The organism is Streptosporangium heterodermiicola, from assembly GCF_051390675.1.
In the GTDB taxonomy this organism is placed as follows: domain Bacteria; phylum Actinomycetota; class Actinomycetes; order Streptosporangiales; family Streptosporangiaceae; genus Streptosporangium.
Genome location: NZ_JBPJSR010000001.1, coordinates 723,528 through 741,177 on the forward strand (window position 1 = coordinate 723,528; position 17,650 = coordinate 741,177).

Consider the following 17,650-nt stretch of genomic DNA (forward strand, 5'->3'; position numbering starts at 1 on the left):
ACGGGACGCGGCGGTTACCACTCCAGGACGTAGGGGACGCCTCTGTTCCGGAAGTGCCCCACGTTGAGGCATTCGGTCCTGCCGACCCGGGTGCGGGCGGCGAGGGGCTGGTGCACGTGGCCGAACAGGGCGTAGCGCGGCTGGGTCCGCCTGATCGCCTCCAGGGTGGCCTCGCTGCCCCGTTCGAAGCGCCGGGCGACCACGTCGTAGAGCAGCTCGGGGATCGCGGGAGGGATGTGGCAGCAGAGCACGTCGACCTCGCCGACGGCCTCGACCTTTCGGGCGAACTCCTCGTCGTCGATCTCGTACGGCGTCCGGTACTGGGTGCGCAGCCCGCCCCCGACGAAGCCGAAACGCAGGCCGCCGATCTCCACGGTCTCGCCGTCGAGCACGTGGTGGCCCTCCCTGACGTACTCGGGCCAGTAGCGCGGCAGGTCCACGTTGCCGTAGGTGATGTACGCGGGGGTCGGCATCGCGCCGAAGATCTCGCCGTACTGCCGCCGGACGGAGCGCTCGATGTGGTCGCGCGGGTCGCCCTCCAGCGAGGCCCACAGCGCGGATGACATCGCCCGCGCCTCGTCGAACCGCTTGGCGGTCCGCAGCGCGATGAACTCCCCCGCCCGCTCGGCCCCGAAGAGCTCGGCGAAGATGCCCTGGGAGTGGTCCTCGTAGTCGACGAACAGGATCAGGTCTCCCAGGCAGATCAGCGCGTCGGCGCCGTCTCCCGCGCGGGCCAGCGCGTCGGCTCTTCCGTGCACATCGCTGACGACATGAACCCGCATGCCAGACATCCTAACTACCAATAAATACGGCCATACGTGATGAACCTGACAAGGCATGCGCACGGCGCGGCCGACGGTTCGAGGCGGCGACAGTTGCTACGGTGAAATCCCTCTTCATAACGCCTGGGTGACGAATTTACCCATGCGTAACTTATCGCGATAACTTCCAGGCAGCCCATCGATCGTGCGTCTCCAGGAGTGACCCGTGCGCGAGTACAGCGTCCCCGTGCTGGTGGATGTCCCCGCCTCCGCCAACCTCACCGACACGGTGTTCCGGCGTGCCGAGGAGGAGCCCGACGTCGTCGCCCTGCGGCGCAAGGTCGGCGACGACTGGGCCGCCGTCACCGCCGGGGAGTTCCGCGACCAGGTCGCCGGGGTGGCGAAGGGCCTGATCGCGGCGGGGGTGGAGCCCGGCGACCGGGTGGCCCTGATGTCGCGCACCCGCTACGAGTGGACCGTGATCGACTACGCGATCTGGACCGCCGGGGCGGTCGGCGTGCCGATTTACGAGTCCTCCTCCGGCGACCAGGTCGCCTGGATCATCTCCGACAGCGGCGCGAAGGCCGTGTTCGCCGAGCTGGAGTCGCACGAGGAGACCATCCGCGAGGACGCGTCCGGCCTGCCGGGCCTCAAGAACGTCTGGCGCATCGAGGGCGGCGCCCTGGACGAGCTCACCACGCTCGGCGCCGGGGTCTCCGACGACACGCTCGCCGAGCGCAGGGCCGGGCGCGGCGTCGCCGACCTGGCGACCATCGTCTACACCTCGGGCACCACCGGCAGGCCCAAGGGCTGCAGCCTGACCCACGACAACCTGCTGTTCACCGCGAGGAACGTCGCGCGCGGGCCGCTGGAGCGCCTGTTCAGCGTGGACGAGAGGGCGGCGCTGCTCTTCCTGCCGCTCGCGCACGTCTTCGCCCGCATCATCGAGATCGTGCTCATCGAGACCGGCACGATCCTCGCGCACACCCCCAACATGAAGAACGTCGCCCCCGACCTGCAGGCTTTCAAGCCCACGTTCCTGCTGGGCGTGCCCCGCGTGTTCGAGAAGGTCTACAACGGCGCCGAGCAGAAGGCGGCCGCCGAGGGCAAGGGGAAGATCTTCCACGCCGCGGCCGACACCGCCGTCGCCTGGAGCAGGGCGGAGGCGGCGGGCGGCGCGGGCCTGGGCCTCAGGCTCAAGCACACCCTGTTCGACAAGCTCGTGTACGGCAAGATCCGCGCCGCGACCGGCGGCAGGCTGACGACGGCGGTGTCCGGCGGTTCCGCCCTCGGCGAGCGGCTCGGCCACTTCTTCCGGGGCGTGGGCATCGAGACCCTGGAGGGGTGGGGCCTCACCGAGACCTCCGCGCCCTCCTCGGTCAACATGCCGGGGGCCAACAAGGTCGGCACCGTCGGCAAGCCGTTCCCCGGCGTCACCATCGGCATCGGCGAGGACGGCGAGGTGCTCGTCAAGGGCCGCCACGTCTTCAAGGGCTACTGGAACAACGACGAGGCCACCGCCGAGGCGATCGACGCGGACGGCTGGCTCCACACCGGCGACATCGGCGAGCTCGACAACGACGGCTACCTCCGCATCACCGGGCGCAAGAAGGAGATCATCGTCACCGCCGCGGGCAAGAACGTCGCCCCGGCCCCGATGGAGGACCACATCCGCGCCCACCCGCTGATCAGCCAGGCGATGGTGGTCGGCGACGACAGGCCGTTCGTCGCGGCGCTCATCACGCTCGACGTCGAGGCCCTTGAGCAGTGGAAGACCGCCAACGGCAGGGCGGGGGCGGGCCTCGCCGAGCTCAGCTCCGACCCGGCGATCGTCGCCGAGGTGCAGAAGGCGGTGGACGGCGCCAACAGGTTCGTCTCCAAGGCCGAGCAGATCAAGAAGTTCACCGTCCTCGACATCGACATCAGCGAGGAGAGCGGGCACCTCACCCCGACCCTGAAGATCAAGCGCAACATCGTGATGCGCGACTTCACCAAGCAGGTCGACTCCCTCTACAGCTAGAGCCACGACCTCCACAGCTGGAGCCACGACGGGGGTTCTTCGCGGGCTCCGGACCCGGACGCCCTGGAGCCCGCACGGGCCTCCGCGCGGTTCCGCGAGAGACAGCGGCCGGGAAGTCTCCACGGGCTCCGGACATCCTGAGCCCGCACGGGCCTCCACGCACCTCCGCGAGAGACAACGGCCGGAAGTCTCCACGGGCTACAGAAACCGTGTGAAGCCCGCGCGGGCCTTCACACGGTCGCCTTGCGGCCCCGCGTACCGACACCGGTGCGGGCAGTACGGCTAGGGAACGGCTAGGGAGTCTCCGCGGGCTCCAGGAGGCGGGCGAAGCGGGAGGCGGCGAGGTCCCAGCTCCACTCGCGCGCCGCCCACTCGCGTCCGCGCTCCCCCATCGCCCGCGCCCCTGCCGGGTCCTTGAGCAGGCCGGCCAGGGCCGCGGCGACCTCGTCGGGGCGGGTGCCGTCGACGACCAGGCCGGTCTCCCCGTTCAGCACGGCGTCGGGGGCGCCGCCCGAGGAACCGGCCACCACTGGCAGGCCGCTGGCGGAGGCCTCCAGGTAGACGATGCCGAGCCCCTCCACGTCGACGCCGCCCAGGCGGGTGCGGCACGGCATGGCGAACACGTCGCCCGCGGCGAGGTAGCCGGGCAGCTCCGCCTCGGGCACCGGGCCGGTGATCCTGACCGAGCCGCCCATCGGCCGGGCCAGCCGTTCCAGGGTCCTGCGGTACGGGCCCCCGCCGACGATCAGGAGCACCGCGCCGGGCACCTCCCCGACCACGCCGGGCCAGGCCCGCAGGAGCGTGTCCTGGCCCTTGCGCGGGACCAGCCTGGACAGGCAGACCACCACCGGCCGCTCCCCCAGGCCGAGTTCCTTGCGCACCCGTCCCTCTCCGGCCCCCGGGTGGAACACCGCGGTGTCGACGCCGGGCGCGAGCCGCACCAGCTTGTCCGCGGCCATCACCCGGGCCAGCCGCCGCCGGGTGTACTCTCCCAGGTAGGTGACCACGTCGGCGTCCGCCCCGATCCTGGCGAGCACCCGGCGTCCGGCCGGGATCCCGGCCCAGCCCGCCTCGTGGCCGTGGGTGACCATGACGACGCGACGGGCCCCGGCCTCGCGCATCCTGGGCGCGAGCAGCCCGAGCGGCGCCGCCGCCCCGAAGACCACGGTGTCGCACCCGAACTCGGCGACCAGCCCGGCGGCCCGGCGCGCGACGGCGGGCGTGGGCAGCATCAGCGAGGTCGGGTGCCGCACGACGGGGTACGGCTGGCGCAGGTCGAAGGCCGCGCTGCCGGCCCACCGGGGGGCGTAGACGACGACCGAGCCCGGTGGGCGGCGGGCGACGAGGCCGTACACGAACGACTGGATCCCCCCGGCGCGGGGCGGGAAGTCGTTCGTGACGACCAGCGTGCGGTTCACGGTTCGGGGAGACCGTTCAGCCCGGCCCAGGAACGTGCCAGGGCGATGCGCTGCGGCGTCGTGGGATGAGATGCATAAAGTACATATTCGACCAGATCGGGGGATAAATCCGAAATATTGGTAGCCGCCAGTCGTTTCTGCATGGCGACGAACGTCGCCGGGTCCCTGGTCAGGTCCAGCGCGTGCACGTCCGCGCGGGCCTCGATCTGCCTGCTCACCAGGTTCTGGGCCGGTCCCGACAGGACCGTGGCCAGGCTCAGCAGCCCCATGACCAGGCCCACCGCCCTCGGGTCGCCGAGCGAGGTGACCCCCGTCCCGCGCCGTACGACCCCCGCCGAGGTCACCGCGTAGAGCAGGCACGCCCCGAACGCCGCGCCCAGGCCGCCGACGAGCGTGCCCGACAGCACGTCGCCCGCCTTGGCGTGGCCCAGCTCGTGCGCGACCACCAGCTCCACCTCGTCGGCGGGGGCGCGGAGCAGCGTGTCGTAGACCACGATCCTGCGGGTCGCGCCGAATCCGGAGACGTACGCGTTGAGCGCGGTGGTCCGCCGGGAGGCGTCGGCGACGAGCACGTTCTCGACCGGCACGCCGTCCCTGGCGGCCATGGCGAGCAGGTCGTCGCGAAGCCGCCCCGCCTCCAGCGGCCTGAAGTCGTTGAAGACCGGCTCGATGAGCACCGGGTAGGCGAAGGAGGCGGCCACGGTCAGGACGAACGCCCCGCCCGCCGCGGGGATCCACCAGCGCCGGTAGCGCCGCGCCAGCGCGATCACCGCCAGCACCATGATCGCGTTCAGCGCGGTGCCGATGCCGGTGCTCTTCGCCCGGTCGGCCGCCCAGGCGGGCCAGGCCTGGGTGGACAGCCCGAACTCGCGCAGGTAGCCCTCCGACCACATCCCCAGGGGCCACCGCAGGATCGCCACGGCCACCGACAGCGCCAGCACGCCGAGGAGCGCCCGCAGCCACCACGGCCCCGGCAGCCGGTCGGCGAGCCGCGCGCCCAGCGGGGTGGCCACCAGCACCCCCGCCACGAGCAGCGTCAGGCCGAGCGACAGGTAACCGGGAAGGCTGACCAGCGCGTCGAACGTCTCGGACCTGGTGATCTGCTCGGCGGTGAAGTCGCGGGCCGGATCGGGAACGACGGCCGGGGCCCCCTCGGGCAGCGCCCTCCAGGGCGTGGTGAACGCCACGACCGCCAGCGTGACCACCCCCAGCACGGCCAGCGCCCACCCCGCCGACCGCACGCCCGAGGGCGTGTCCGTCGTGCTCAGCGTCACGTGAGTTCCTTCCTGAGGTAGTCGCGCCAGGCTCCGGTGAACTCGGCCACCGTCAGGCCGAGCGTGCTCCCGACATCGCTACCGTAGAGCCTCACCAGCGCCTTCTCCCCGAAGCGCTCCGCGACGAACCTGCAGGCGAGCCACGCCTCCTCGTACGCCTGCGCGAGCCTCGGCGCGCCGGGGGCGAAGTCGGCCGGGCCGGGGAGCCTGGCGGGCAGGACGCCCGAGCGCACCTCGGCGGCCAGCTCGGCGGCGGCCGTGCGCACCGCGATCCCGGCGTCGCGGTAGCCCGCGTAGTCGGCGAAGCCCTCCGACAGCCACATCGGCACCCGGCCGCCGCGGGTCGCGCCGGTGGCCACGTGGGCGAGCTCGTGGGTGATCACCACGTCCCTGCCGGTCTCGGTGAGCCTGGCGTACCCCGACGGCAGGACGATCACCCGGTCCGCGATCGCCATCGCGGCCAGTCCGTGGGTGCTCCCGGCCCCGGCGAGCGTCGCGGCCTCGGCGTCGGTGGCGGGGAAGAGGATCACCGCGGGGACCGGCCCCCAGATCGCCGCGATCGTCGCGCGGGCCCGGTCGGCCCTCGCCGCCAGATCCCGCAGGACGGCGGCGGGGACGCCGTGCCCGACCACGAGGGAGTGCTCGCCCCCGACGATGACCGCGGCGCCCGGCCACAGGTCGCGAGGGGACGTCCTGGCGCCGTACGAGAGGTGGGAGGCGGGGGTGGGCGGGAGCGGTGCGGCTCCGGCCAGGAGGGGTCCCGTCCCGGCGAACGGACCGGCGCTCATCAGCGCCAGCATCCCGGCGAGCACGGCGCGGCGCCCTTTCGGGACGGACATACGAGCCGATGGTACTCGAACGACATGGAACGGCCCCGGCCCTCCCGCGGGAGGGCCGGGGCCGCTTTTCCGTGCTCAGACAGGCGCTCGGGGCTTGGACAGGTGCTCACGCGCGGATCCCGGATCCCGGATGCCGTACTCACGCCCGGAACCCAGGACTCACGCACGGAACCCGGGCCCGTACGGAGCCTTGGCTCACGCGCGGGTCCCGGGTTCCGGGCGGGGCTCAGGCCCCGGGCCGTACCGCTCCGGCGAAGGCGGACCTGTAGTAGCCCGCCAGCCTCACGACACGGACCGTCTTGCCGCTGCTCGGTGAGTGGACCATCCTGCCCTTGCCGACGTACATGCCGACATGGCCCTTTCCACTGAAGAACAGCAGGTCACCGGGGTGCAACTTGCTCCACGAGACCTTCTTCCTGATCGACCTGTACTGGCTGTGCGTGATCCTGGGAAGGGACACGCCCGCCTTCCGCCAGGCGTATCGGACGAGCCCCGAGCAGTCGAACGCTCCGGGGCCGGAGGCTCCCCACCGGTACGGATCGCCGATCTGCTTCTTGGCCGCCGAGACCGCCTTGCCGGCCCGGACCTTCTGCAGTGCCGCCCTGGTCTTGCTCTTGGCCTTGGTCTTGGACACGGTCTTGGACACGGTCCCGGCCTGAGGGGCGGTCTTCGTGGTGCTCTCGGCCTTCTCGGAAACACCGGCCGCGCTGTTGACCAGTATCTCCGGGGGGCCGTCAGCCGCCGCCTGCGCCGCCGTGGGCCCCAGGGTGACCGCTCCGGCTGAGGCGGTCAGGGTGAGGGCGATGCCGCCGAGGGAAAGGCGGAAAAGGCGTGACAGACGGGGGTTGTGCGGGGTGGTAGACAGGATTTCTCCTTGGGACTTCCACTGATGCCTACCGGGTTAGCTGACGGGTTCGGGCTTGGAAGATGCCCTACGGCGCAAATGCGCCGATTCACCCCTGGCCACGCTGTGCTGGGCCTTTTGGGTCCCCGGTTCCATGCCTCCTGGCTGCATGGATTCGGCGGGCCGCCGTGATGAGCCCTGCCCCCGGCTGGGGGCACGGCGGCCGATTGGATTTCTATAGGGACACCGGCCCGAAGACCGACATTCGCCGCGACGGCGTGGCTTGCACGTCGCGACGCCAGAAGTTACCCCGATCTCCAACTTTCGGCAAAGCATTCGCCAAATCGGATGCCCGGCCAGTCCTATTGATCTTCCCGTTACCCCTGCTTAATGGCTATTTATGCTATTGAGATATGACTCTCGTCACACGAACGGAACCACTCCGACAAATAGCAATTTTTGTAATATTCATCACATCTTCCCGATCGAGGTTTGAACCTCGCGGATGGACCGATCCAGGGCGACCCGGCCGGGCGGTCTCAGCGCCTGACACGCGTGCAGGCGCCGTAGATCGACTGCCGGAAATCCACCTCGGTGATCTCGAACCCGGCGGCGTCGGGCATCGGTTCGAGCAGCCACCCGAAGGTGCCGTACCCGGTGCGCGGATGCTCGGCGTGGTCGTCGCGCGTGCTCGCAGGACAGGAAGCGCTCAAGGGCGGAGAGCCCGTCCTCGCGAGATGCGCCCCTCCGGCGCGAGGCGGGCCGGGACGGCCCGGGAAGGCCGGGGCCCGCCACACGGGGTCAGGGGCGGACGGCTCCGACGATGCGACGGCCGTAGGCGGACAGCGGGACGACCTTGACGACGTCGCCGGTCTGCGGGGCGTGCACGATCTGGCCGTTGCCCGCGTACATGCTGACGTGGCCGAGACCCTCGCTGAAGATGAGGTCGCCCGGCTGGAGCTCGCTCAGCGAGACCTTGCGGCTCGCGCCCCAGCTCCACTGCTCCCAGGTCGTGCGGGGGAGGCTGACCCCCCCGCTGCGCCAGGCGCCCTGGACCAGGCCGGAGCAGTCCCAGCCGCCGGGGCCCGTGCCACCGTACTGGTAGGGCTTGCCGACCTGGGCGAAGGCGAACTGCAGGGCGGCGCGGGCGTTGCCCGAGGCGGAACCGCTGTACTGGATCCCGGAGCTCTCGGGGTTGCCCGTCTTGAAGACGTTGAGCTCGCGCAGGATCTTCGTCTGGGCCCTGACCATCTTGTCGGCCTTGGTCTTCTCCTCGGCCAGGTCGTCACGCGTCTCGTCGGCCTCGGCGAGCGCGTCCTTGGCCTGGTCCCGGCTGGTCCGCAGCGCCTTGGTGGCCTCGTCGAAGGCGCTCAGGGACTGGGCGCGGGAGGTGGACATCTGGTCGGCGGCGGCCAGGCCGCTCAGCAGGGCGCCGGGGTCGGTCTGGTAGATCATGCCTTCCCAGCCGTTGACCACGCCGACCTGGTAGGTGCTGACGGCCATCGTGACGAGCTCCTTGCGCAGCCCGGCGACCTGGTCGTTCTGGCGGGTCAGGTTCTCGTTGAGCGTGCGGTACTTCTTCCTGGCCCGCTTCCACTTCTCCGAGGCCTGGTTGTACTTCTCGACGACCTGGTCGGCCTGCTCGTTGAGCTTCTCCAGCTTCTTCTTGGCCTGGGCGAGTGTCGGCTTCGGCTCGGCGAACGCTCCGCTCACCGGCAGCATCAGCAACGCGAGCGCGAGCCCGGCCGCCACCGGCATCCGAATCAGTCCAACCGGCAAACCCGCCACGGCCACGTCAACGCCTCCCGACTGCACCAGACCTGCGGCGAATAGTACAGAAGAAGTAATGATTGACTCACCTTTTTGCCGGGTTTGCTCCTTAATCGCAGGTGGAAACCTTGACCCGGACCCGGCCCCGGGGGAGACGGGCCCGGCCCGCCCCCGTCACGGGAGGCGGCCCGGCCCGAGTCCCGATCGCGCTACCCGCAGGTGGCGACGTCGCAGATCTTGGCGGTCATCTTCCTGGCGTCGCGCAACTGGACGGTCCAGTCGCTCTTGGTCGGCTTGGCGTACTCGCCCGCCCAGAGGTAGACCAGGACGGCGTTGCCCTTCCTGACCAGCACGCTCCGGTCGCCGCCCACCCCCGCCTTCCTGCCGTAGTAGACCTGCCCGGAGATCCGCAGCGCCTCGTCGCCGACCCCGGTCAGGCGCGAGGAGGCGTAGCGGTAGGAGGAGCCCGAGTCGGTCCTGGCCCCGCACCTGGTCAGGGCGGCGCGCACCTGGGCGACGGCCGAGACGGCCGAGGCGCGCGAGCCGTACAGGATCACCTGCTCGACCTTCATGAAGTCCGGTACGCCGGTGAAGGTCACCGTCCGCGCGGCCACCCGGCCGGTCGCGGCCAGCGTGCTCCTGTCGCACGGGTTCACGGCCAGCCTGGCCCTCGCCGAGTTGCCGACCTTCCAATTGGTCTCGGGGTCGTCGTCCTTCTTGGCGGCGTCCTTCTCGTACAGCAGGAAGCCCCTGGGGATGGCGGCCGTCGTGGCCGCCGCGGGTGTGGTGACGGTCGCCCCGGCGGCCAGGACCGCGAGGGTGAGGGCGAGCGTTATGATCTTCTTCATCGAATCAATCCTCCTGGGTGATCCGATGCCCGGCGACCACGAAAGGTTTACGCGCGCCCCAGACGTCTGAGCAGAAGCACCGAGGGAACCGGCCTGGCGCCCATCCTGCGGACCGACTCGGCGACCTCGCGGTCCGAGGAGACCACCGCGACCGCGCGCCCCGCGGGCTCGGCGCGGACCAGCTGGCGGATCAGGTCGTCGGCGATCTGGTTGGGGGCGCTGAACATCACGCGCACCCCCCTGGGTGCCGACACCGGCACCGGGCCGTTCAGCTCGGCGCCGTCGAAGACGCAGGTCAGCTCGGTGCGGGTCTGCGCGTAGAGCGCGCCGAGACCGGTGAGGAGGCGGCTGCGCTGGTCGGCCAGGGTGAACGTGCCGTAACCGGTCTTGGTCACGTTGTAACCGTCGACGATCAGGTGGATCTGCGGCAGCGCGAGCAGCTGGTCCAGCAGGGCGGGGTCGTCGTCGGCGAGCGCCCGCGCGGGGACCGCCTGGACCCCCTGCCTGCCGGGCGCCACCGAGGCCACCGAGTCGGCGGGGCGGTGGATGCCCGAGGGCAGGGCGAGCTCCCTGCGCAGCCCGGCGGCGGCGTCCTGCAGGGCGTCGAGCAGCATGCGCACCTTGGTGTCCTCCACGCTGCGGCCCTCGCGGGCGGCCCTGCGCGTCGACTCCAGCTGCCGCTCGGCGTCGGCCAGCCGCTCGCGCAGGCGGCGCAGCTCGCTCTCCACCGTGCTCCCGGCCGAGAGCGCGGCGGCGCGCGCCTCGTCGGCCACCTCCTGGGCGGCGGCGGCGCGCGCCTCGGCCGCCCTGGTCCGCTCACGGGCGTCGTGCAGCCTGCGGCGCAGGTCGGAGACCTCCGAGCGCGAGGTCTTGAGCTGCTCGCGCAGCCGCTCGGACTCCTCCTTGGCCGCCGTCTTCTGGGTGGCCAGTTGCTCGCGCAGCCGGGAGACCGTCTGCTCCTGCGCGGAGCCCTCGGCCACGGCGGCCGACCGCTCCAGGTCGGCGCGGGCCGTCTCGACCATCTCCGCCCAGCCGGGCGGCCGGGTCAGGTAGGCGGCCGCGGCCACCATGACGGGCTCGGCCGCCGGCGGGACCGTGCCCTCGGCGAGGCTCGCGATCAGCTCGGGCCAGCCCTCGGTCAGCGTCTCCGCGACGAGCTCGCGGAACTTCTTGTCGGTCTCCAGCTGCGCCGCGATCGGCGCCCCGCCCAGCCTGGCCCGCTTGCGGGGGTCGAACCTGGCGATCCCCTTCAGGGGCAGCGGAACCGAGGCCGCGGGCATCGAACCGAGAATCTGGGAGGCCAGCTCCACGACATGTAAGCGGACCTGCTCGGGTAACGGACGAGACAGGCCCTCTCCGGCTGAACTCATCACGGCCCCTACTCGGATCGGTCTTCACGTCAAGGGTACGGCTACCGCACCCTGACCCCGACCTGACCGAGGATCGACCGGTGGCCGACGAGGTCGTGAACGCTTTATGGACAAGCGCTTGCCGCTGGGTTACGACTGTGCGGATCACCTTGTGACGCACGCCACCCGGGAGAGCGCGATGGACGAGCCGACGAACGAGCCCGGCCGGCAGGCCGGGAAGACCATGCGGACATCGACCCGCGACCTCGGGGCGTTACGGGAGCGGATGCGCTCGTGGCTCGCCGGGAGGGTGGGGTCCCCCGTCGCGGTCTCCCCGCTGTCGCGCCCCTCGGGCAACGGCATGTCCAGCGAGACCCTGCTCTTCGACGCCTCCTGGACCTCCGCCGAGGGCGGGCACGACGTCCCGTGCGTCGCCAGGATGGCCCCGGCGAGCGAGGCGGTGCCGGTCTTCCCCGGCTACGACCTCGGCAGGCAGTACGAGGTCATGCGGCTGGTCAGGGAGCGCGCGGGAGTGCTCGCGCCCAGGACCCTGTGGTACGAGCCCGACCCCGGGCCGCTGGGCGCCCCGTTCTTCGTGATGGAGAGGCTCGCCGGCGACGTGCCGCCGGACGTGATGCCCTACACCTTCGGGAGCTGGCTGCTGGACGCCTCCCCCGCCGACCGCGAGCGGCTGCAGCGCAACAGCGTCGAGATCCTGGCCAGACTGCACGACACCCCGTTCACCGCCGAGGAGCTGCGCCCCCTGGAGATCCCCGGGACGGGCGGGACGGCGCTGCGCGGGCACGTCGAGAACCAGCGGGCCTACTACGAGTGGGCGCACGGCTCGACGATGCCCATCCCGCTGCTGGAACGGGCGTTCGGCTGGCTGGACGAGCACTGGCCGGCCGATCCGGGGCCCGACGTGCTGAACTGGGGTGACGCCCGCATCGGGAACGTGATGTACCGCGACTTCACCCCGGTGGCGGTGCTCGACTGGGAGATGGCCACGATCGCCCCCCGGGAGCTGGACATCTCCTGGATGATCTTCCTGCACACCTTCTTCCAGGACATCACCGTGTTCATGGAGTGCCCGGGGATGCCCGACTTCCTGCGGCGCGAGGACGTCTGCCAGACGTACCACGAAATAACGGGATACAAGCCTCGGGACATGGAGTTCTACGAGACGTACGCCGCCGTCAGGCACGGCATCATCATGGCCCGCGTCGAGCACCGCCAGATCCACTTCGGCGAGAAGCCCATGCCCGACGACCCCGACGACCTGGTGATGCACCGGGCTCTCCTCGAACGGATGCTGGACGGGAGCCACTGGGGCTGAGGTCCTCGGAGACCTTCGCGAGCCCACCGGAGACGAGCCCACCGGAGACGTCCGGAGACGTCCGGGGAGCTCCGAGGACGTCCGGGGACCCCCGCGAGCCCGCCGATGCTCGAAGCCCCCGGGGACCTCCGCGAACTCACCCGGAACCGAGGACCCGAGGACCCGCGAACCCCCTGGAACGAGGCCCTCCGGAGCCCCTCCCGGGCCCGGGGAAAGCGGGGGTTCCCCCGGCGCGGCGCGCACCAAGCCGGGGAGGGCCCGGTGCGGTAAATGTCGGTCGGGGCTTCTATGGTCGTGAATCGTGGACTACGCCGTGCAGGGAACACTCGACGAGCTGGGCACCCCGCTCAGCCAGATCACCTTCGTCGTGTTCGACCTGGAGACCACCGGCGTCTCGGCGGGCGAGCACGCGATCACCGAGATCGGGGCGGTCAAGGTCAGGGGCGGCGAGGTGCTCGGCGAGTTCGCCACCCTGGTCGACCCCGGATCACCGATCCCGCCGTTCATCTCGGTGCTGACCGGCATCACCGACAGCATGGTGGTGGCGGCGCCGAGGATCGAGTCGGTGCTGCCGTCCTTCCTGGAGTTCGCGGCGGGTTCCACCCTGGTGGCGCACAACGCGGGGTTCGACCTGGGCTTCGTCAGGGCGGCCTGCGCCGCGCACGGGTATCCCCCTCCGGCCCACCAGGTGGTCGACACCGTCGACCTGGCCCGCAAGCTGCTCACCCGCGACGAGGCGCCCAACTGCAAGCTGTCCACGCTCGCCAGGATCTTCAGCCACACCGAGCCCTGCCACCGGGCGCTCGCCGACGCGCGGGCCACCGTCGACGTGCTGCACGCCCTGCTGGAGCGGGCGGGCTCCTTCGGGGTGCACACGCTGGAGGAGCTCAAGGGCTTCGTCCGCGCGCCCACCCCAGAGCAGCGCCGCAAGCGGCACCTGGCCGACTCGGTGCCCGCGGGTCCCGGCGTCTACGTGTTCGAGGACGAGGGCGGCGACCCCCTCTACGTCGGCAAGAGCACCAACCTGCGCAACCGCGTGCGCAGTTACTTCACCGCGAGCGAGACCAGGCCGCGCGTCCGCGAGATGATCGGCGTCGCCGCGCGGGTCAGGTCGATCGCCTGCGCGACCTCGCTGGAGGCCGAGGTCAGGGAGCTGCGGCTGATCGGCTCGGCCAAGCCCCGTTACAACCGCAGGTCGCGCTTCCCCGAGAAGATGTTCTGGCTCAAGCTGACCGACGAGTTCTTCCCCCGCCTGTCGGTCGTCCGCGAGGTCAAGGACGACGACGCCTCCTACCTGGGCCCTTTCAACAGCACCCGCGCCGCAGAGGACGCCCGCACGGCCCTGCACGAGACGGTCCCGCTGCGGCAGTGCACCGAGCGGATCACCCCGCGCACCAGGCGTTCCGCCTGCGCCCTCGCCGAGATCGGGAAGTGCGGGGCGCCGTGCGAGGGCCGCCAGGGTCCCGGCGAGTACGCCGTGCACGTCGTGGCGGCCCGCCGGGCGATGGAGCTGGACGCGGCCCCGGTCTTCTCCGCGATCGAGGCCAGGATGGAGCGGCTCGCCCTCGACCAGCGCTACGAGGAGGCCGCGGCCGACCGCGACCGGCTCGCCTCCTACGTCCGCGCCTCGGCCCGCATGCAGCGGCTGCGGTCGCTGACCGCGATCTCCCAGATGGTCGCCGCCGCCCCCCTGCCCGGCGGCGGCTGGGAGATCCACGTCATCCGGTACGGACGGCTCGCCTCGGCCGGGGTGATGCCGAAGGGCGCCCACCCCACCCCGTTCGTCGAGGCGCTGACCGCCACCGCGGAGACGGTGCCGCCTGGCCCCGGGCCGGTCCACGCGGCCAGCGCCGAGGAGACCGAGTGCGTCCTGCGCTGGCTGGAGTCCCCGGGGGTGCGGCTGGTGCAGGTCGAGGGCACCTGGAGCCTGCCCGTCTCGGGCGCCGCACGGCTCAAGGCCCGCATCGACCGCGCCTACCAGACGGCCGAGCCGCGTCGCGCGCGCGAGGGCCGCCCGCTGCGCTGACGCCCGCGCTGATAGCTTCTGAGGCGGAATGCCGCACTCAACGCACTCAACGCACTCAACGAGGAGGAAGCTCGTGGTCACCGCGATCGTTCACATCAACGCCGAGGTGGACCGGATCTCCGAGGTCGCCCAGACGGTCGCCGAGATCGACGGGGTGAGCGAGGTCTACTCCATAACCGGGGAGTACGACCTGATGGCCATGGTCCGCGTCCCCTCCTACGAGCAGATCGCCGAGGTCGTCCCCGGCCGGATCAACAAGGTGGACGGGGTGCTGCACACCGAGACCCACGTCGCCTTCCGCGCCTACTCGCGGCACGACCTGGAGGCCGCCTTCTCGATCGGCCTCGGCGACTCCGACTGACCCTCACCCGTCCGAGCGCGGCCCGGCGGGCCGGACGGAGACCCCCTCACCCACGCCCGCGGAGCCCGGACGCGGCTCGGCGGATCCGACGAGGGCCGCCTCACCCGCGCCCGCGGAGCCCGGACGCGGCGCGAAGGTGGCGGTGACGTCGCCCTCGCCGGTACGGCCGCCGGCCTCACCCGTGGTGGGCAGCCGTGCCCGCACCTCGAAACCCCCTCCGGGCAGGGTTCCGGCCGCCAGCGTCCCGCCGAAGAGGGTGGCCCGTTCGCGCATGCCGAGCAGGCCGTGACCCGCGGCCGCCGCGGGGACGGTCCTGCCGTCGTCCCGTACGAGAACGTCGAGGAAGCCCGGCCGCCAGCGCAGCGTGACGCGGGCCGAGCGGGCACCGGAGTGCCGCACGGTGTTGTCGAGCGCCTCCTGGACGATGCGGTAGGCCACCAGTTCGAGGGCGAGCCCGACCTCGGCGGGCCTGCCGTCCTCGACCACGTCCACCCGCAGGCCCCGCCCCCTCACCTCGGCGAGCAGGTCGCGGAGGTCGGACAGCCTGGGCTGGGGCGTCCTGCCCGCGGAGAGACCGTCGAGGTCGAGCAGCGCCAGGGTGCGCTGGAGCTCGACGAGCGCCTGGCGCCCCGACTCCTCGGCCACCCTCAGGGTCTCCCTGGCCCGCTCCGGGTCCTTGTCCATGATCATCCGTCCGGCGCCCACCCCGAGCGTCATCATGCTGATCCCGTGGGCGACGACGTCGTGCAGCTCGCGGGCGATGCGCGCCCGCCGCTCGGCGAGCTGGGCACCGGCCAGCGCCTCCCCCTGGTCGGCGAACCCGGCCTCCAGGGACCTGAGCCTCAGCAGCAGGAGCCTGCGCTCCCACACCAGGCTCGCCACGGCCGCGCACAGCAGGAGCGCCGCGCACGACAGCAGGATGGGGAACATCTGCTCGGTCAGCAGGAGGTCAGCACGCCACATGGGCGCAATCTAGAACGGCTACCGAGGGTGACGCATCCTCTCGTGGGCTGATCTTGCGTCCGCCCACGAGAGGAGGACCGCCGACGCCGGAACGGCTTCCCGACTGAGGTCAGGACGCCTTCGGGCCCGGCCGACCTCGATCCGGCCGAGGATCCCCGACGAGGACCGGGACACCCGCGGGGCCCGGCCGACCTCGATCCCCGGCGGTCAAGGAATCCCGGCGAAGGTCAGGACGACTTCAGTGCCCGGCTGACCTCGATCCAGCGGTCGAGGGTCTCGGCGGCGGCGCCGGAGTCGACGGCCTTCGTCGCGCGCTCGTAGCCCACGGCCATCGCGGCGTTCAGGTCGTCACCGGCACCGTCGCGCTCGCCCTCGCCCGCGCCGTCGAGGGCGACCAGCGCGGCGGCGGCGTTCAGCAGCACCGCGTCGCGGACCGGCCCCGTCTTGCCGCCGACCAGGTCGCGGACGGCCTGGGCGTTGAACACCACGTCCCCGCCGCGCAGCGCGTCGGGCGCCGCCCTGGGGATGTCGAGGGCCGCCGGGTCGAAGACGACCTTCTCCAGGGCGCCCTGGCGCACCACCCAGACCGTGGAGGTCGTGGCGATGGTGAGCTCGTCCAGCCCGTCGTCGCCCCTGAAGACCAGCGCGGAGACCCCGCGCTCGGCGAAGACGCCCGCGACGGTGGAGAGCATCCCCGTGTCGAAGATGCCGATCGCCTGGGCCGCGGGCCTGGCCGGGTTGGTCAGCGGGCCGAGGAAGTTGAAGATCGTGGGGACGCCGAGCTCCTTGCGCGTGGGGCCCACGAAGCGCAGCGCCGGGTGGTAGACCGGCGCGAAGCAGAAGGCGATCCCGGCCTCGACGGCGACCCTGGCGGTGTCGGCCGGGGCCAGGTCGAGCACGATCCCGAGGTGCTCCAGGACGTCGGCGGCGCCGCAGGAGGAGGAGGCGGCCCGGTTGCCGTGCTTGACGACCCTCGCGCCCGCCGCGGCGGCCACGATCGCGGCCATGGTGGAGACGTTGACGGTGTGGGCCCGGTCGCCGCCGGTGCCGACCACGTCGACGACGGGACCCTCGACCGACAGCGGGGTGGCCCGCTCCAGCATCGTGCGCGCCAGGCCGGTCACCTCCGCGACCGTCTCGCCCTTCGCCCTCATCGCCACCGCGAAGCCCGCGATCTGGGCGGACGTGGCGGAGCCGGACATGATCTGGTTCATCGCCCAGGCGGCCTCGTCGGCCGTCAGGTGCTCGCCCGCGATCAGGGCGGACAACAGCGCGGGCCAGGTGGTGCGCGCGTCCATGAAGGTCTCCAGGGGGGTTCCGGGGGAATCTACCGGGCGGACAGGCGGGTGGACAGGCGGCGGCGCATCAGGTCGGCGACGGTCTCGGCGAGCACGATCGGGTCGATCGGCTGCGGCACGACGGCCTCGGCGCGCGACCACTCGGCCAGCCAGCGGTCGTCGCGGCGGGCGATCAGCAGGCAGATCGGCGGGCAGTCGTGGACCTCGTCCTTGGCCTGGCGGGCCACGCCCATGCCACCGGCGGGCTGGGCCTCGGCGTCGAGCACGGCGACGTCGATCTCGCCGGAGTCGAAGTGCTGGACGACCTTGGCGTGGGTGGCGCACTCCACGATCTCCACGAGGGGCACGTCGCCTGCGGGGCGGCGGCCGATCGCCTGCCGCACCTTCTCGCGGGTGCTCGCGTCGTCGCTGTAGACGAGGACCCTCATCTTGTCGTCGGTGCTCACGGTCGCGCTCACTATCCCTCGTCGATGTATGGTCACCTGGGATGCTACCGGTCAGCCGGTCCGGAGACCCAGGCCGGAGCCAGCCCCGAGCGAATTG

At 71.8% G+C, this 17,650-nt stretch carries 16 protein-coding genes and 1 riboswitch; of the genes, 4 read left to right on the forward strand and 12 right to left on the reverse strand.

All coding sequences use genetic code 11. The features are described from left to right. Positions 1 to 14: 14 nt before the first annotated feature. Positions 15 to 782: a metallophosphoesterase family protein gene (locus ACSC1Q_RS02910; RefSeq protein WP_436757051.1), complete on the reverse strand. Its 768-nt coding sequence runs from the start codon at positions 780 to 782 to the stop codon at positions 15 to 17. Between the two features lie 205 nt (positions 783 to 987). On the opposite strand from ACSC1Q_RS02910, the gene ACSC1Q_RS02915 reads away from it, so the two are divergent. After that, positions 988 to 2,781, forward strand: a complete 1,794-nt coding sequence (locus tag ACSC1Q_RS02915; RefSeq protein WP_436757052.1) for an AMP-dependent synthetase/ligase — start codon at positions 988 to 990, stop codon at positions 2,779 to 2,781. Between the two features lie 293 nt (positions 2,782 to 3,074). Here ACSC1Q_RS02915 and ACSC1Q_RS02920 read toward each other — a convergent pair whose 3' ends face one another. The 8 genes from ACSC1Q_RS02920 to ACSC1Q_RS02955 all read right to left on the reverse strand — a co-directional run bounded on the left by ACSC1Q_RS02920 (position 3,075) and on the right by ACSC1Q_RS02955 (position 11,054). Beyond that, positions 3,075 to 4,199 carry a glycosyltransferase family 4 protein gene (locus ACSC1Q_RS02920; RefSeq protein WP_436757053.1) on the reverse strand — a complete coding sequence of 375 codons (1,125 nt, stop codon included), beginning with the start codon at positions 4,197 to 4,199 and terminating at the stop codon, positions 3,075 to 3,077. Continuing rightward, positions 4,196 to 5,473 carry a M48 family metallopeptidase gene (locus ACSC1Q_RS02925; protein ID WP_436757054.1) on the reverse strand — a complete coding sequence of 426 codons (1,278 nt, stop codon included), beginning with the start codon at positions 5,471 to 5,473 and terminating at the stop codon, positions 4,196 to 4,198. Before ACSC1Q_RS02925 ends, ACSC1Q_RS02920 begins: the two co-directional genes overlap by 4 nt. Further along, complete coding sequence (locus ACSC1Q_RS02930) at positions 5,470 to 6,312, reverse strand: hypothetical protein (protein ID WP_436757055.1); 843 nt, start codon at positions 6,310 to 6,312, stop codon at positions 5,470 to 5,472. The genes ACSC1Q_RS02925 and ACSC1Q_RS02930 overlap by 4 nt, the downstream gene beginning before the upstream one ends. 226 nt (positions 6,313 to 6,538) lie before the next feature. Further along, the gene (locus ACSC1Q_RS02935) at positions 6,539 to 6,958 is read right to left on the reverse strand and encodes a C40 family peptidase (RefSeq protein ID WP_436757056.1); all 420 of its coding nucleotides are present in this window, start codon (positions 6,956 to 6,958) and stop codon (positions 6,539 to 6,541) included. Between the two features lie 229 nt (positions 6,959 to 7,187). Beyond that, positions 7,188 to 7,347: riboswitch (cyclic di-AMP (ydaO/yuaA leader) on the reverse strand. Positions 7,348 to 7,695: 348 nt separating this feature from the next. Beyond that, positions 7,696 to 7,869: a hypothetical protein gene (locus ACSC1Q_RS02940; RefSeq protein WP_436757057.1), complete on the reverse strand. Its 174-nt coding sequence runs from the start codon at positions 7,867 to 7,869 to the stop codon at positions 7,696 to 7,698. Positions 7,870 to 7,957: 88 nt separating this feature from the next. Continuing rightward, on the reverse strand, positions 7,958 to 8,914 hold the full coding sequence (locus ACSC1Q_RS02945) for a C40 family peptidase (protein WP_436757058.1): 957 nt from the start codon (positions 8,912 to 8,914) through the stop codon (positions 7,958 to 7,960). A 221-nt stretch (positions 8,915 to 9,135) separates the two neighbouring features. After that, positions 9,136 to 9,774, reverse strand: coding sequence for a hypothetical protein (locus tag ACSC1Q_RS02950; protein ID WP_436757059.1), 639 nt, complete (start codon positions 9,772 to 9,774; stop codon positions 9,136 to 9,138). A 47-nt stretch (positions 9,775 to 9,821) separates the two neighbouring features. After that, positions 9,822 to 11,054 (reverse strand): NYN domain-containing protein, encoded by a 1,233-nt coding sequence (locus ACSC1Q_RS02955; RefSeq protein ID WP_436757060.1) that lies wholly within the window; start codon positions 11,052 to 11,054, stop codon positions 9,822 to 9,824. Between the two features lie 241 nt (positions 11,055 to 11,295). Here ACSC1Q_RS02955 and ACSC1Q_RS02960 point away from each other — a divergent pair, with 241 nt between their 5' ends. From ACSC1Q_RS02960 to ACSC1Q_RS02970, 3 genes are all read left to right on the forward strand, one after another. Continuing rightward, entirely contained in the window at positions 11,296 to 12,459 is a 1,164-nt protein-coding gene (locus ACSC1Q_RS02960) for a phosphotransferase family protein (protein WP_436757061.1), read from the forward strand. A 301-nt stretch (positions 12,460 to 12,760) separates the two neighbouring features. Beyond that, complete coding sequence (locus tag ACSC1Q_RS02965; RefSeq protein ID WP_436757062.1) at positions 12,761 to 14,485, forward strand: DEDD exonuclease domain-containing protein; 1,725 nt, start codon at positions 12,761 to 12,763, stop codon at positions 14,483 to 14,485. Between the two features lie 73 nt (positions 14,486 to 14,558). Further along, positions 14,559 to 14,846: an Lrp/AsnC family transcriptional regulator gene (locus tag ACSC1Q_RS02970; RefSeq protein ID WP_436757063.1), complete on the forward strand. Its 288-nt coding sequence runs from the start codon at positions 14,559 to 14,561 to the stop codon at positions 14,844 to 14,846. A 3-nt stretch (positions 14,847 to 14,849) separates the two neighbouring features. Here the strand turns inward: ACSC1Q_RS02970 and ACSC1Q_RS02975 are convergent, their stop codons facing one another. The 3 genes from ACSC1Q_RS02975 to ACSC1Q_RS02985 all read right to left on the reverse strand — a co-directional run bounded on the left by ACSC1Q_RS02975 (position 14,850) and on the right by ACSC1Q_RS02985 (position 17,535). Next, entirely contained in the window at positions 14,850 to 15,809 is a 960-nt protein-coding gene (locus ACSC1Q_RS02975) for a sensor histidine kinase (protein WP_436757064.1), read from the reverse strand. Between the two features lie 227 nt (positions 15,810 to 16,036). Further along, positions 16,037 to 17,107 carry an anthranilate phosphoribosyltransferase gene (gene trpD / locus ACSC1Q_RS02980; RefSeq protein ID WP_436757065.1) on the reverse strand — a complete coding sequence of 357 codons (1,071 nt, stop codon included), beginning with the start codon at positions 17,105 to 17,107 and terminating at the stop codon, positions 16,037 to 16,039. Between the two features lie 29 nt (positions 17,108 to 17,136). Then, on the reverse strand, positions 17,137 to 17,535 hold the full coding sequence (locus ACSC1Q_RS02985; protein WP_350970846.1) for a DNA-binding transcriptional response regulator: 399 nt from the start codon (positions 17,533 to 17,535) through the stop codon (positions 17,137 to 17,139). Positions 17,536 to 17,650: the final 115 nt, after the last annotated feature.